Below are 14,790 nucleotides of genomic sequence, written 5' to 3'. Positions count from 1 at the left end.
TGGCCGCCAGGGAGCGTGCCCCTATGGCGACATAAGCTGGCCTTATGAGCACAACGGACGACCACGCCGGCGATCGCCCCCCGGCCACCGGATCCCTGGCCCACCGGGTGCCGGACCTCGGGGCGCTGGAACTGCTGCTGGCGGTGGCGCGTCTGGGGAGCCTGGGCGGCGCGGCACGGGAGCTGGGCATCACCCAGCCCGCGGCGAGCAGTCGGATCCGGTCGATGGAACGGCAGCTCGGGGTGGCGCTGGTGGACCGCTCGCCGCGGGGATCGCGGCTGACCGGCGCGGGAGCCCTGGTCACCGACTGGGCACGGCGGATCGTGGAGGCGGCGGAGGCCTTCGACGCGGGGGCGCAGGCCCTGCGGGACCGCAGGGACTCACGGCTGCGGGTGGCGGCGAGCATGACGATCGCCGAGTACCTGCTGCCGGGCTGGCTGATCGCCCTGCGCGCCGAGCGGCCGGACACGGCGGTGTCGCTGCACGCCGGCAACTCGGCGGCGGTGGCCGAGCGGCTGCTGTCGGGCGAGGCGGACCTGGGGTTCGTGGAGGGGCTGACGGTGCCGGCGGGGCTGGACTCCGCGGTGATCGCCCATGACCGGCTGATCGTCGTGACGGCGCCGTCCCACGCCTGGGCCCGTCGCAGGGGCCCGCTCGCCGCGGCGGAACTGGCGGCCACCCCGCTGATCCTGCGGGAGACGGGCTCCGGCACCCGCCAGGTCCTGGACGCCGCGCTGGGCGGCCCGGCCCGCCCGCTGATGGAGCTGTCCTCCACCACCGCGGTGAAGGCGGCGGTGGTCAGCGGTGCCGGCCCGGCGGTCCTCAGCGAGCTGGCCGTGGGGGAGGAGCTGGCGATGCGCCGCCTGGTCCGCATCCCCGTGCACGGCATCGCGCTGGCCCGCGACCTGCGGGCGGTCTGGCCGACCGGCCACCGCCCCACGGGCCCGGCGCGGGACCTGCTGTCGCTGACCCGGGGCTGAGGGGCGCGCCCACCGCTTCGACGGACCGCACCGCCGACGACGTCGGTGCCGGCGCGCTGTCCGGGGGCGGCCGCCCGGACGGGGCCGCACGCCCGCGGGAGGCGCGGAGCACCCCGTCGCCCGCTCACCCGCGCCGACAAGGCGCCGCCCGCCACCGGCGTCCCGGGGCAGCACCCCTAGACGGCGGTCGCCGCGGCGGCGACCAGGGACCGCACCACCCGCACGTCGTCGCCCATCTCCGGGTGCCACTGGACGCCCAGGACCCAGGGGGCCGACGGGAGTTCGAGCGCCTCCACCGTCCCGTCCTCCGCGTGGGCCGACGGGACCAGACCCTCGCCCAGGCGGTCCACCGCCTGGTGGTGGAAGGTCGGTACGGAGGTCTCCTCCGGGACGAGCCCGGCGTAGCGCGTGCCCGGCACCGGCTTGACCGGGTGACGGCCGAAGACGCCCGGCACCTCGGCGTGACCGTCGACGTGCTGGACGAGCGTGCCGCCGAGGGCGACGTTCAGCAGCTGCATGCCCCGGCAGATCCCGAGCAGGGGGAGACGGCGCTCCAGGGCCGCCCCGATCAGCGCGAGCTCCCAGGCGTCCCGTGCCCGCGCGGGCGGTCCGGTGCGCGGGTCGGGCTCGGCCCCGTAGCGGACGGGCTCCACGTCCGGGCCGCCCGCGATCACCAGGCCGTCGAGCCGCGCCACGGTCGCCGCGGCGTGCTCCGGCGCGTCCGGCGGGAGCATCGCGGCCAGTCCCCCCGCCCGCTGCACCAGCCGGGGATAGCCGGCGGGCAGCAGCGCGGCGTCCAGCTGCCACACGCCCCAGCGCACGCCGGACTCCGCGTACGTGCTGATGCCGATGAGTGGTCTGATGCCGATGAGCGGTCCGGCCGTCATGCCGTGCACCCTCCGTCCGTGCCGGTCCCGGGACGACTCAGTCCCGGGACAACTCCGCCTCGGCCGCCGCCAGGGCCGCGAACTCCTCCTCCGGCGCCTTCGCCACCAGGTGCCTGCGGCTGTACAGACCGAAGTACGCCACGGCCACGATGTACACCGCCAGGGCGATGAACGCGGCCGTCACGTCCACCAGGAACGTCGCCACCAGCGCCGCGCAGGCCAGCACCAGCGCGACCGACGAGGTGAGCACCCCGCCCGGCGTGCGGTACGGCCGGGGCAGTTCCGGCTCGCGGCGGCGCAGCACGATGTGCGAGAGGGACATCAGCGCGTACGAGATCGTCGCGCCGAAGACGGCCACGTTCAGCATGCGCGCGCCGTTGCCCGTCCCGGCGGCCAGGGCGAAGCCGATCGCCCCGGGCACCAGCAGTCCGAGGTAGGGCGCCCTGCGGCTGCTGGTGAGGGACAGGAACCTCGGCAGGTAACCGGCGCGGGAGAGCGCGAACAGCTGGCGCGAACCGGCGTAGATGAGCGAGAAGAAGGAGGCGACCAGCCCCGCCAGACCCGCGTAGTTCACGATCCGGCTCAGCGCCGTCGCCTCGCCGTCCGGCTGGAGCGCCTCCACCAGCGGGTTGCCCGCGTCCTGGACCGCGGCCGAACCCCGCGCCCCGGACGCCGCGACGAAGGTGACCACGGCCAGCACCACCAGGATGCCCATCGACCAGCGGATCGCCCTCGGCAGCGTCCGGGCCGGCTCCCTGGTCTCCTCGGCGGCCAGCGGCACGCCCTCCACGCCCAGGAAGAACCACATGCCGAACGGGAACGCCGCCCAGATGCCGAGCAGCCCCATCGGCAGCCAGGAGCTCGCGCCGAGGGCCGAGGAGTCCACCGGGATGTCGTCGAGCGAGGAGGCGTCGAACTCGGGCAGCGCCCCCAGGGCGAAGACGACCAGCGCGGCCACCGCGATGCCGGTGACGACGAAGCTGAAGCGCAGCGCCTCGCCCACGCCCCAGAGGTGGATGCCGATGAAGACCACGAAGCAGGCCAGGTAGACCGGCCAGCCGGACTCCAGGCCGAACAGGCCCAGGGACTCGACGTAGTCACCGATGAAGATGGAGATCGCGGCGGGCGCGAGGACGTACTCGATGAGGATCGCGGTGCCGGTGAGGAACCCGCCCCAGGGGCCGAGCGCCCGGCGTGCGAAGCCGTACCCGCCGCCGGCCGTGGGCAGGATCGAGGACAGCTCGGCGAGGGCGAACACCATGCAGGCGTACATGGTGCCCATCAGCACCATGGCGATCGCCAGGCCGCCGAAGCCGCCCTCGGCCAGGCCGAAGTTCCAGCCCGAGTAGTCGCCGGACACGACGTAGGCGACGCCGAGACCGGTCAGCAGCAGCCAGCCGGCGCTGCCGCGGCGCAGCTTCCTGCGCTCGAGGTAGTCGTCCGCCGCACCGGCGGTCTCACGGGACGCGGATGGAAGGCTCACGGGGCGACTCCCCAGAGGGCTGAGGCGATGAGGGGCAATGGGGCGGATCCAGACCTTTGTGGGCCCATACCTTCGTGGGGTGGACGGCGCCGGCGCAAGACCCGTGCGTCGAGCCGCGGTGAATCCTGCCCCGGCCCGAGGCGCGTCACGCCCTCAGGTCCTCACGCCCTCACGTCAGGAACCCCCGCAGCAGCGCCGCCGTCCCCGCGCAGTGCTCGCGCATCACCTCCCGCGCCCCGTCCGCGTCGCCCTCCAGCACCGCCTCGACCAGCGCGGCGTGCTGCCGCTGGGAGTGCTCCAGGTTGCGCACCAGGAGCGGGATGCAGTCCAGCAGGTCGTTCACCGTCGCCCGTACCGCCGCGTACTGGGCGGCCAGCGTCGGCGAGCCGCACAGCTCGGCCAGCGTGAGGTGGAACAGCGTGTCCAGGCGCCGGTAGTCGGCCAGCGGGGCGTCCCGGGTGCCGGCCAGCGCCTCGCGCAGCCGCGCCGCCCGCCCGTCCGTCAGGCCGTGCGCCGCGCACAGGCCCGCCGCCCCCACCTCCAGCACCTCGCGGAAGCGCAGCACGTCCTCGATGTCGACCCCGGCGATCCGCCGCCGCAGCTCCTCCTCGCCCGCGTCCGTCGGCCGGGGCAGCACGAACGTGCCGCCGTACCGGCCGCGCCGGGACTCCACCAGCCCCTGCTCCTGGAGCACCTTGAGCACCTCGCGCAGCGTCACCCGGCTGATGCCCAGCCGTTCCGACAGCTCCCGCTCGGCCGGCAGCCGCTCCCCGCCCGCCACCAGGCCCAGCCGCACCACCTGGAGGATCTGCTCCAGCGCCTCCTCGAAGCCGTTGCCCGCGCGGACCGGCCGCAGCACCGGCGCGAGGCGGTCCCCGACCGCGCCCGTCCCTTCCTCCGGCATGTGGCCGTGCCCCCTTCCCAAGCAATGGTCCTCGGCAATACCTTATGGCTCCCGGCAGGCCGAAGAAGCCCGAGGAGGCTCTCCCGTGGCAGACCGCACACCCCCGCTCGGTGTCGAGGAGCTGCACGCCCTCGTCGCGGGCGGTGAGATCGACACCGTCGTCCTGGCCTTCCCCGACATGCAGGGGCGGCTCCAGGGCAAGCGGTTCGCCGCGCGCTTCTTCCTCGACGAGGTCCTCCGGCACGGCACCGAGGGGTGCGACTACCTGCTCGCCGTCGACGCCGACATGAACACCGTCGACGGCTACGCGATGTCCTCCTGGGAGACCGGCTACGGCGACTTCGCCATGTACCCCGACCTCGCCACCCTGCGCCGCGTGCCCTGGAACGAGGGCACCGCCCTGGCCGTCGCCGACCTCGCCTGGGCCGACGGCTCCCCGGTGGCCGCCGCCCCCCGGCAGATCCTGCGCCGCCAGCTGGACCGCCTCGCCGCGCTCGGCTACACCGCCCAGGTCGGCACCGAGCTGGAGTTCATCGTCTTCGAGGACACCTACGAGCAGGCCTGGGACGCGGGCTACCGCGGCCTCACCCCGGCCAACCGGTACAACGTCGACTACTCGGTCCTCGGCACGGGGCGGATCGAGCCACTGCTGCGCCGCATCCGCAACGAGATGGCCGGCGCCGGGCTCACCGTCGAGTCCGCCAAGGGCGAGTGCAACCCGGGCCAGCACGAGATCGCCTTCCGCTACGACGAGGCCCTGGTCACCTGCGACCAGCACGCCGTCTACAAGACCGGGGCCAAGGAGATCGCCGCCCAGGAGGGCGTGTCGATCACCTTCATGGCCAAGTACAACGAGCGCGAGGGCAACTCCTGCCACATCCACCTCTCCCTCGCGCACGCCGACGGCGCCACCGCCATGCCGGACCCCGCCGGGGAACCGGACGCCATGTCCGGGGTCATGCGCCACTTCCTCGCCGGGCAGCTCGTGGCGCTCCGCGAGTTCGCCCTGCTGTACGCGCCGCACATCAACTCCTACAAGCGGTTCCAGCCGGGCTCCTTCGCCCCGACCGCCGTCGCCTGGGGCCGCGACAACCGCACCTGCGCCCTGCGCGTGGTCGGCCACGGCCGCTCCCTGCGCTTCGAGAACCGGCTCCCCGGCGGCGACGTCAACCCGTACCTCGCCGTGGCCGGGATGGTCGCGGCCGGGCTGCACGGCGTCGAGCAGAAGCTGGAGCTGCCCGAACCCTGCTCCGGCAACGCCTACACCGCCGGTCACGAGCACGTCCCCACCACCCTGCGCGAGGCCGCCGAACTGTGGGAGAACAGCGCGATCGCCCGGGCCGCCTTCGGCGACGAGGTCGTCGCGCACTACCGCAACATGGCGCGCGTCGAGACCGACGCCTTCGACGCCGCGGTCACCGACTGGGAGCTGCGCCGCTCCTTCGAACGCATGTGAGGCCCGACGTGTCACCCGAATCACCCGAGTCACCCGAGCTGCTGGTACGCAACCCGGCGACCGAGGAGGTGATCGCCACCGTCCCGGCCGCGACCCCCGCCGACGTCGACGCCGCCGTGAAGCGCGCCGCCCGCGCGCAGACCGCCTGGGCCGCCCTCGCGCCCGGCGACCGGGCCCGGCTGCTGCGCCGCTTCGCCGCCGCCGTCGACGACCACACCGAGGAACTGGCCCGCCTGGAGGTCCGCGAGGCCGGCCACACCCTCGGCAACGCCCGCTGGGAGGCGGGCAACGTCCGCGACCTGCTCGACTACGCGGCCGGGGGAGTGGAACGCCTGACCGGACGCCAGATCCCGGTCCCGGGCGGCGTGGACGTCACCTTCCTCGAACCGCTCGGCGTCGTCGGCGTCATCGCCCCCTGGAACTTCCCGATGCCCATCGCCGCCTGGGGCACCGCACCCGCGCTCGCCGCCGGCAACGCGGTGCTCCTCAAACCCGCCGAGACCACCCCTCTCACCGCCCTGCGCCTGGCCGAACTCGCCCTCGCGGCAGGGCTCCCCGAGGGTCTGTTCCAGGTGCTCCCCGGACATGGCCCCGTCACCGGCGACGCGCTCGTCGAGCACCCCGGCGTGGCCAAGATCGTGTTCACGGGGTCCACACCGGTGGGCAGACGGGTGTGGGCCAAGGGCGCGGCGCACCTCAAACGCGTCACCCTCGAACTCGGCGGCAAGAGCCCCAACATCGTCTTCGCCGACGCCGACCTGGAGGCCGCGGCGGCCGCCGCCCCCATGTCCTTCCTCGACAACGCCGGACAGGACTGCTGCGCCCGCACCCGCATCCTCGTCCAGCGCGACGTCCACGACCGCTTCCTCGACCTCCTCGCCCCCGCGATCGAGTCCGTCCGGGTCGGCGACCCGGCCGACGAGCACGTCCAGATGGGCCCGCTGATCTCCAGGCACCAGCTGGACCGCGTCCGCTCCTACGTCCCCGACGACCTCGACGGCATCCGCGGCAAGGCGCCCGAGGGCCCCGGCTACTGGTTCCCGCCCACCGTCCTCACCGGCGTCGGACCGCACGCGCGCGTGGCCGTCGAGGAGGTCTTCGGCCCCGTCGCCGTCGTCCTCCCCTTCGACGACGAGGCCGACGCCGTACGCCTGGCCGACGCCACCGACTACGGCCTGTCCGGCTCGATCTGGACCCGGGACGTCGGCCGCGCCCTGCGCGTATCCCGGGCCGTCCGGGCGGGCAACCTGTCCGTCAACTCCCATGCGAGCGTCCGCTACTGGACGCCCTTCGGCGGCTTCAAGCAGTCCGGCGTCGGGCGCGAACTCGGCCCGGACGCCCTGGCCGCCTTCACCGAGACCAAGAACGTCTTCATCAGCACGGAGGCCTGACCGCTCATGAGCGAAGAGAACATCTGCCGCCGCCTGGTCGGCCGGACCGCCGTCGTCACCGGGGCCGGCAGCGGCATCGGCCTCGCCGCCGCCCGCCGGCTCGCCTCCGAGGGCGCCCGCGTCGTCTGCGGCGACGTCGACGAGGCACGCGGCAAGGCGGCCGCCGAGGAGACCGGCGGGATCTTCGTCCACGTCGACGTCACCGTCCCCGAGCAGGTCGAGGCGCTGTTCGAGGCGGCCCACGACACCTACGGCAGCGTCGACATCGCCTTCAACAACGCCGGTATCTCGCCGCCCGACGACGACTCCATCCTGGAGACGGGACTGGAGGCCTGGAAGCGCGTCCAGGAGGTCAACCTCACCTCCGTCTACCTGTGCTGCAAGGCCGCCATCCCCTACATGCGGCGCCAGGGCAAGGGCTCCGTCATCAACACCGCGTCCTTCGTGGCCCGGATGGGGGCGGCCACCAGCCAGATCTCGTACACCGCCTCCAAGGGCGGCGTCCTCGCGCTGTCCCGCGAGCTCGGCGTGCAGTTCGCGCGGGAGGGCATCCGCGTCAACGCGCTGTGCCCCGGACCGGTCAACACCCCTTTGCTGCGGGAGCTGTTCGCCAAGGACCCCGAGCGCGCGGCCCGCCGCCTGGTCCACATCCCGCTCGGCCGGTTCGCCGAGGCCGAGGAGATCGCCGCCGCCGTCGCCTTCCTGGCCAGCGACGACTCCTCCTTCGTCAACGCCACCGACTTCCTGGTGGACGGCGGAATCTCGGGCGCGTACGTCACACCGCTGTAGCGCTCGCCCTACAGTGCCGGAATGAGCATGACGCCTCCGCCCGGCTGGTACCGCGACCCGCACGCCCCGCACCTGGAACGCTGGTGGGACGGCACGGCCTGGACCGAGCACCGGCGCGCCCCCGAGGCCGCCGCGGGACCGCTGCCGCCGCCCGGGGAGGGCGGCACCGGCGGCGGCCGGGCCAAGGCGGTGGCCCTCACCACCGCCGGGGCCGTGCTCGTCGCCGCGGTCGTCACCGGAGCGGTGTTCCTCGGCGGGGACGACGGCGACCCGGGGACGAGGACCGGCCCGACGGCGACCGCCCCGCCCCCCGCACCGCGGACCTCGCCCCCGTCGCCGTCCACCTCCCCCTCCGAGTCCCCGGCCGGGGCCCCGGCCGTGGTCGAGGACCCACTCAACGGCATCACCTTCCCGCTCCCCGACGGCTGGGTCCGCCCGGAGAACGTCGCCGAGGACGACGTCGTCATGACCACCGACGGCACCTACGACTGCCCCGGCGAAGGCTCCGTCTGCCGCCACGGCCTGGTCGTCTCCCGCACGGTGACCGCGTCCGACGAGACCTCGCCCGAACTGCTCGCCAAGGAGGACATCCCCGAGGCGGCCGACGAGGCCTTCCACGAGGACGCCGTCGGCCGCCGCCCCTACGGCGGCCTCGAGTCCCACGAGGTCGTCAAGTCCGGACCGGTCGCGGTGGCGGGGCGCGCCGGGTACCTCGTGCGCTGGCGCGTGACGACCGCCGAGGGCCCCGGCGGCTACGTGCAGTCGCTGGTCTTCCCGTCCAGCGTCGGCACCGGGTCGCCCGTCCTCGTCCGGTACGTCTTCGACGCCGGCGAGGACGGACCGCCCCTGGCCGACATGGACCGGATCACCGAGGGCATCCGCTCCGTCACCGACGCCGACTCCGGCGGCGGCGTCGGCAGCAGCATCGGCCCGACGGACTGAGCGGTCACAGGAACGTGCGGCCCTCGCCGCGGTACGTCGGCACCGTCGCCGTCACGGCCCCGCCCCCGATCAGGTGCAGCGCGTCGAACCGCTCGCACAGCTCACCCGCCTTGGCGTGCCGGAACCACACCTTGTCGCCGATCAGCAGATCGTCGGCGGGCGAGCCCAGCAACGGCGTCTGCACCTCGCCGGCCCCCTCCTGCGGGTCGTAGCGCAGGCCCTCGGGCAGGTACGGCACCGGCAGCCGGTCCGCGCCCGGCGCGCCGGAGGCCGGATACCCCCCGCCGAGCACCGTCACCACCCCCACGCCCGGCCGCCGTACGACGGGCTGGGCGAAGAGGGCCGCCGGACGCCCCGTGAACGACGTGTAGTTGTCGAACAGCCGCGGTACGTACAGCCCCGACCCGGCCGCGACCTCGGTCACCGCGTCCTCCGCGGCGGTGTGCTGCACACTGCCCGTGCCACCGCCGTTGACGAACTCCAGGTCCGGTACCACCGCCCGTACCGCCCGCACCACCGCCGCGCGCCGTTCGGCGAGTTCGCGCCGGGCGGCGGCCTGCATCAGCCGCACCGCACGGGACCGCAGCGGACGCCCGGCCACCGCGTCGCCGACCCCGGCGACGTGGCCCTCGTACGCCATGATCCCCACGATCCTGAACCCCGGCCGCCGGGCCACCGCACGCGCCACGTCGGCGATCTCGCCGGGGGAGTGCAGCGGGGACCGCCGGGCACCGATCCGCACCCGCCCGCCCAGCAGCTTCAGGGAGGTGTCCAACTCCAGGCAGACCCGCACGACTTCGCCGCCACCGGCGCGCGAGGCGTCGATCAGGTCCAGCTGCGCCGGGTCGTCGACCATGACCGTGACGGCGGCGGCGAGCTTGGGATCGGCGGTGAGCTCGGCGTACCCGGCGCGGTCGGCCGAGGGGTAGGCCAGCAGGACGTCGTCGAAACCGGAGCGGGCCAGCCACAGGGACTCGGCGAGGGTGAACGACATGATGCCCGCGAAACCGTCACGGGCCAGGACCCGTTCGAGCAGCGCGCGGCAGCGCACGGACTTGCTGGCCACCCGGACCGGCTTCCCGCCGGCCCGGCGGACCAGGTCGTCCGCGTTGGCGTCGAAGGCGTCCAGGTCCACGATCGCCAGGGGGGCGTCGAGGTGGGCGGTGGCCTGGTCGTAACGGGCCCGGTCGGAGGCGCGCGCAGTCATGAGCGCAGCCTGCCAGACGGGATTACCGCAGGGTAGGGGATGTTCCGGGCAGATGCCGCGGCCCCGCGGACTGGTTCCCGTCCGAGCGGGGGCACGCCGTAGAGTGACGCGCACGCACGGCGGAACGGCGCCGGCCGGAGGTCCGGACCGGGATGACGCGCCGCCGGTGCGGGTATCTGTGCCCGGGACGCGTCCGCGCCGGGCCCCGGGCAGGAGAACGCCGGCCCGCACACGAGGAACGGCCCGGACACGAGGGAACGGGGGGTGCATGAGCACGGAAGCGCGGCGCGCCTCCCACCCCCCGCGTCCCACGACGCCCCCGTCCGCGCCCCCGGCCACGCCTCCGCGCCCGGCCACGCCTCCGCATCCGGTGCACCCGCCGCGGACGGCGCAGGACGGCACGGCGGATCCGGACCGCCGGCGCTCCGTCCCACGGGAGACGTCCCGCACGACCTCCGCGGAGGGACCGGCCGCGGACACCGCTGCCCGGGACGGCTCGCCGGACGACCACGAGCCGACGGGCCGGACCCCGTACGGGTCCGGGGCCCCGCACGGCGCCTCCGACCGGTCCGGGGCCCCGGACCGGTTCCCGGCCGGGTTCGAGGGCGGGCCCGCGAACGCGGTCTCCGGCCGGTCCGGGAACGCCGGCCGGCCCCCGGCCGGACGTGAGGACGGGACGTCGGACGGGGACGGGCCCGGGCGCGGAGCACCGAGGGGCGCCGTGCCCCCGGGAGCGACTTCGGACGGAGCCCCGCCCCCGGTGCGGACCACGGAGGGGACCGGCGCGTTCGACGCGCGGGAGCCTGCCCGGGACGGCGGGGACGCGGACGCCGGGACGACCGGCCCCGCCGGTCCGGCCGGTCCCGGCCGGACGTCCCCTTCCGGCGCCACGGCCGGACCCCGGCGTGCCGCGGGGTCCGGGGACGCGGCGCGGAGCGGGACGGTCACCCCCGCTTCCTCCGCCACCCCCGCCTCCTCGCCGGTCCGGCCCCGCTTCCCGGACCTCGGGGCCGCCGTGCCGGCCGGCACGGACCCCATGGCGCCACCGCCCCCGCGTGCCTCCGCCCGCTTCCCGGACGCGCCGCCGACCGCCGGCCGGGGAGTGCGGCCCGCGGGCACCTCCCGTCCGGACGGCTCCACCGCCGTGCCGCGGCCGTCCGGTCACCGCCCCGCCGGGGGCCGCACGATCACGCCCCCGGAGACTCCGTCGGAGAAGACCACCCGCCTGCGCCCGATCCCCGCGGACCCGGCGAGCCCGGCCCCCGGGCCGGCCGACCGGCTGCCCCGGCCGCGCACGCCGGGCGACCGGCCGGGTCCGGGCCGGCCCCCCGCCCCGGACCACCCGTCCGCGCCGGGCCCCGGCGCCCCCGACCCCGCCCTCTCGTGGAGTGCCCCCACGGCCCCGCCCGGTCCCCACGGGACCGGGCGGCCGGCCGTGTCGTTCGGGGAACCGGAGGGATACGACGGGGACGCACGGCCGCGTCCGCTCGGACGGCGCGGCCGCCCCCAGGCCGTCGCCGCCGCCGTCTGCCTCGTCCTCGGGGCGGGCCTCATCGGCGGTGCCGCCACCGGGAGCTGGCTCGTCGGGGACTCCGACGGCTCCGGGACCCGCGGCGACTTCGCCGCCGCCGGGGACCTGTGGCACAACGTCCGGGTCGACCAGCTGTTCCCGCCCACCGTGCCGGGCAAGGGCGCGGGCCCCGGCGGCGCCGACCGGACCTGGACCCGCATCGCCGTGGCCCCCGACAGCGGCTGCGCGGGCGCCTTCGACCCCCTGCTGCGCAAGGTCCTCGCCCCCGTCGGCTGCGCACGCCTGCTGCGCGCCACCTACACCGACGCCACCCAGAGCCACGTCACCACCGTCGGCCTGCTGTTCACCGAGGCCGACGCCGCCGGCATGGCCTCCCTCGCCCGCCGTTTCGACAGGGAACGCCTGGACCGCCGTACCGATCTGATGCCCCTGCCGTACGCCGCGAAGGACACGGCCGCCGCCGGATTCGGCGCCCGGCAGCGTGCCTCCTGGACGATCTCCGTCCTCACGGACGCCCCCGTCGTCGTCTACGCCGTCTCCGGCTGGGCCGACGGCCGCACCGTCGACACCCCGCAGCCCGCCGAGGAGGCCATGGAGTCCGGCGTCACCACCGCCCCCGCGCAGGCCGGCCTCGGTCACGAGGCGCAGGGCCTGGCCGACCGGGTCGAGCGCGGCGTGCGCGGGCACGCCGGCACCGCCACGGAGCGACCCTCATGAGGCCGGTCACCGGCCGGCGGCGTCCCGCCGCGGCCCTCGGCGTCCTGCTCGCCGCCTCCCTCGCCCTCCTGCCCGCCACCGCCGCGCACGCCGACGGCATCCGCGCCCGGCAGTGGGCCCTGGAGGCCATGCACACCGAGGAGGCCTGGCGGACCACCAAGGGCGAGGGCGTCGTCGTCGCCGTCCTGGACACCGGCGTCGACGCCGACCACCCCGACCTCGAGGGGAACGTCCTCCCCGGCACGGACCTCGTCGGTTTCGGCGCCGAACCCGGCGACCCCGCCTGGGCCCGCCACGGCACCAACATGGCCGGGATCATCGCCGGCCACGGACACGGTCCCGGAAACGCCGACGGCGTCATGGGCATCGCGCCCGAGGCCGAGATCCTCCCCGTCCGAGTGATCCTGGAGGACCGCGACCCGTCCCGCGCCAAGGCCCGCAGCACCCGCGGCAACGCCCTCGCCGAGGGCATCCGCTGGGCCGCCGACCACGGCGCCGACGTCATCAACCTCTCCCTCGGCGACGACTCCGCCTCCGCGCACCCCGAACGCGGCGAGGACGAGGCCATCCAGTACGCCCTGCGCAAGGGCGTGGTGGTCGTGGCCTCCGCCGGCAACGGCGGCGAGAAGGGCGACCGCGTCTCCTACCCGGCCGCCTACCCGGGCGTCATCACCGCCACCGCCGTGGACCGCTACGGCACCCGCGCCCCGTTCTCCACCCGTCGCTGGTACGCCACGGTCAGCGCCCCCGGGGTGGACGTGATCATCGCCGACCCCGACCGCAAGTACTACAAGGGCTGGGGCACCAGCGCCGCCGCCGCGTTCGTCTCCGGCGCCGTCGCCCTGGTCAGGTCGGCCCACCCGGACCTGACCCCGGCCCAGATCAAGCGGCTCCTGGAGGACACCGCCCGCAACGCCCCCGCCGACGGCCGCGACGACTCCCGCGGCTTCGGCTTCGTCGACCCGGCCGCCGCCCTCGAGGCCGCGGCCCGCCTGAAGCCCGAGGGCCTGAAGCCGGCGTCCTACGGCGAGAAGTACTTCGGCCCCGGCCCGGAGGCCGCCGCGTCCGACGACGGCACCGCCTCCTGGGCGGCCCCCCTCGCGGGCGGCGCCGGCGGCGTCCTGCTGGTCGCGGCGGTGGTCCTGTGGCGGGGGCGGCGCACGCCGGACGAGGACTCCTAGCGGGCCACGACGGCCCGGGCCCGAGCGGCCCGCCCGGGTCCGGGCGGGCCGCGGGTGGCCGATAAGGTCGGTGACCGTGGCGAACAAGAACATCCCCGACCCCGGCTTCCGCGACGACGACGGCTCCGCCGATCCCCGGCTGAGCGCGGCGCTCGCCGCCTGGGCCGAGGACCGCGGAGCCGTCGGCCCCGTCCTCGAGGCGCTCAAGGGCGCCCGGCTGCTCGTCCCGGTGGTGGCCGTCCTCGGCGAGGTCGAGGAGGACGAGAACGGGCTGCGCCGCGAGAAGACCAGCGACATGGCCGTCCCCACCCTCAAGGCGGGCCCCCGCACCGCCCTGCCGGCCTTCACCTCCACCGACTCGCTCGCCCGCTGGGACCCGGCGGCCCGCCCCGTCGCCGTACCCCTGCACCAGGCCCTGCAGGCCGCCGCGCACGAGAAGGCGGACACGGTGGTCCTGGACATGGCGGGGCCCGTGCCCTTCGAGCTGACCGGTCCCGCGCTGCTCGCGCTCGCCGAGGGGCGCACGAGCACCGACCCGCTCGCCGACCCGGCCGTCGTCGAGGCCGTACGGGCCGCCGTGGCCGCGGAGCCCGCCGTGCTGCGCGCCCACCTCGGGCCGGGACGGGCCGACGGCACCCTCGCCCTCGTCCTCGACCCCGCCGTGTCCGCCGCCGAGGCCGCCCGCGCCGTGGCCCGGCGGCTGGCCGCCGACGAGACGCTGAGGGCCCGCCTGGTGCGCGGCCTCGACCTGGCAGTCCTGCCGGCCGGGGCGACGCCTCCGGGCGAGCCCTTGTACGTCCGTCCCTGACGCACGCGCGCCCCTGACGCACGCACGTCCCCGAAGCCCTAGCCGTAGACCGGCCCCGTGTACTTCTCGCCCGGGCCCTGACCCGGCTCGTCCGGGACCAGCGAGGCCTCGCGGAAGGCCAGCTGGAGCGACTTCAGGCCGTCGCGCAGCGGTGCCGCGTGGAACGAGCTGATCTCGGTCGCGGAGGCGTCCAGCAGACCGGCCAGCGCGTGCACCAGCTTGCGGGCCTCGTCCAGGTCCTTGTGCTGGTCGCCCTCCTCGGTCAGACCGAGCTTCACGGCGGCGGCACTCATCAGGTTGACGGCGACCGTCACGATCACCTCGACCGCCGGGACCTCGGCGATGTCGCGGGCCATGGCGTCGAAGTCGGGGCTGCCGGGGGTCTCGGGGGTGTCCGAGGCGGAGGTGTCACTCATGCCCCACACGATAGGCGCACCGCGCGTGTCCCCTTGACGGCAGGAGGCGCGGGACGGACGGTTAGCGCACCCCCTCGGGAGCTGCTAACCTTGTGTAA

13 protein-coding genes are annotated in these 14,790 nt (G+C 75.7%); 8 read left to right on the top strand and 5 right to left on the bottom strand.

All coding sequences use genetic code 11. From position 1 onward, the window contains the following. Positions 1 to 44: 44 nt before the first annotated feature. A complete protein-coding gene (locus FHS37_RS23625; RefSeq protein ID WP_184824526.1) occupies positions 45 to 980 on the top strand; it encodes a LysR family transcriptional regulator in 936 nt (311 codons plus the stop codon). Between the two features lie 176 nt (positions 981 to 1,156). Here the strand turns inward: FHS37_RS23625 and FHS37_RS23620 are convergent, their stop codons facing one another. The 3 genes from FHS37_RS23620 to FHS37_RS23610 all read right to left on the bottom strand — a co-directional run bounded on the left by FHS37_RS23620 (position 1,157) and on the right by FHS37_RS23610 (position 4,254). Then, complete coding sequence (locus tag FHS37_RS23620; RefSeq protein ID WP_221500185.1) at positions 1,157 to 1,867, bottom strand: gamma-glutamyl-gamma-aminobutyrate hydrolase family protein; 711 nt, start codon at positions 1,865 to 1,867, stop codon at positions 1,157 to 1,159. 37 nt (positions 1,868 to 1,904) lie between these two features. Continuing rightward, entirely contained in the window at positions 1,905 to 3,350 is a 1,446-nt protein-coding gene (gene eat, locus FHS37_RS23615; protein WP_184824524.1) for an ethanolamine permease, read from the bottom strand. Between the two features lie 169 nt (positions 3,351 to 3,519). After that, positions 3,520 to 4,254 (bottom strand): FadR/GntR family transcriptional regulator, encoded by a 735-nt coding sequence (locus FHS37_RS23610; protein ID WP_184824523.1) that lies wholly within the window; start codon positions 4,252 to 4,254, stop codon positions 3,520 to 3,522. An 85-nt stretch (positions 4,255 to 4,339) separates the two neighbouring features. On the opposite strand from FHS37_RS23610, the gene FHS37_RS23605 reads away from it, so the two are divergent. Genes FHS37_RS23605 through FHS37_RS23590 form a run of 4 tightly spaced genes read left to right on the top strand, consistent with a single transcriptional unit; the run spans position 4,340 to position 8,832 of the window. Next, positions 4,340 to 5,710, top strand: coding sequence for a glutamine synthetase family protein (locus FHS37_RS23605; protein WP_184824521.1), 1,371 nt, complete (start codon positions 4,340 to 4,342; stop codon positions 5,708 to 5,710). Between the two features lie 8 nt (positions 5,711 to 5,718). Continuing rightward, on the top strand, positions 5,719 to 7,101 hold the full coding sequence (locus FHS37_RS23600) for an aldehyde dehydrogenase family protein (protein WP_184824519.1): 1,383 nt from the start codon (positions 5,719 to 5,721) through the stop codon (positions 7,099 to 7,101). A 6-nt stretch (positions 7,102 to 7,107) separates the two neighbouring features. After that, entirely contained in the window at positions 7,108 to 7,890 is a 783-nt protein-coding gene (locus FHS37_RS23595) for a 3-oxoacyl-ACP reductase (RefSeq protein WP_184824517.1), read from the top strand. Between the two features lie 27 nt (positions 7,891 to 7,917). Further along, on the top strand, positions 7,918 to 8,832 hold the full coding sequence (locus tag FHS37_RS23590) for a DUF2510 domain-containing protein (RefSeq protein WP_184824868.1): 915 nt from the start codon (positions 7,918 to 7,920) through the stop codon (positions 8,830 to 8,832). Between the two features lie 4 nt (positions 8,833 to 8,836). Here FHS37_RS23590 and FHS37_RS23585 read toward each other — a convergent pair whose 3' ends face one another. Continuing rightward, positions 8,837 to 10,039, bottom strand: a complete 1,203-nt coding sequence (locus tag FHS37_RS23585; RefSeq protein WP_184824515.1) for an amino acid deaminase/aldolase — start codon at positions 10,037 to 10,039, stop codon at positions 8,837 to 8,839. A 1,435-nt stretch (positions 10,040 to 11,474) separates the two neighbouring features. On the opposite strand from FHS37_RS23585, the gene FHS37_RS23580 reads away from it, so the two are divergent. The 3 genes from FHS37_RS23580 (at position 11,475) to FHS37_RS23570 (ending at position 14,276) form a co-directional block, all read left to right on the top strand. Next, positions 11,475 to 12,287, top strand: coding sequence for a hypothetical protein (locus FHS37_RS23580; RefSeq protein WP_184824513.1), 813 nt, complete (start codon positions 11,475 to 11,477; stop codon positions 12,285 to 12,287). Next, positions 12,284 to 13,468, top strand: coding sequence for a type VII secretion-associated serine protease mycosin (gene mycP, locus FHS37_RS23575; RefSeq protein ID WP_184824511.1), 1,185 nt, complete (start codon positions 12,284 to 12,286; stop codon positions 13,466 to 13,468). Before FHS37_RS23580 ends, mycP begins: the two co-directional genes overlap by 4 nt. 76 nt (positions 13,469 to 13,544) lie before the next feature. After that, positions 13,545 to 14,276 (top strand): SseB family protein, encoded by a 732-nt coding sequence (locus tag FHS37_RS23570; protein ID WP_184824509.1) that lies wholly within the window; start codon positions 13,545 to 13,547, stop codon positions 14,274 to 14,276. Between the two features lie 38 nt (positions 14,277 to 14,314). Here FHS37_RS23570 and FHS37_RS23565 read toward each other — a convergent pair whose 3' ends face one another. Next, complete coding sequence (locus FHS37_RS23565; RefSeq protein WP_184824507.1) at positions 14,315 to 14,692, bottom strand: DUF1844 domain-containing protein; 378 nt, start codon at positions 14,690 to 14,692, stop codon at positions 14,315 to 14,317. Between the last annotated feature and the right edge of the window lie 98 nt (positions 14,693 to 14,790).

Source organism: Streptomyces griseomycini (assembly GCF_014203535.1).
GTDB classification, from domain to species: Bacteria; Actinomycetota; Actinomycetes; order Streptomycetales; family Streptomycetaceae; genus Streptomyces; species Streptomyces griseomycini.
Note: the sequence above shows the minus strand (reverse complement) of the source record. Positions and strands in the feature narration are given on the sequence as shown.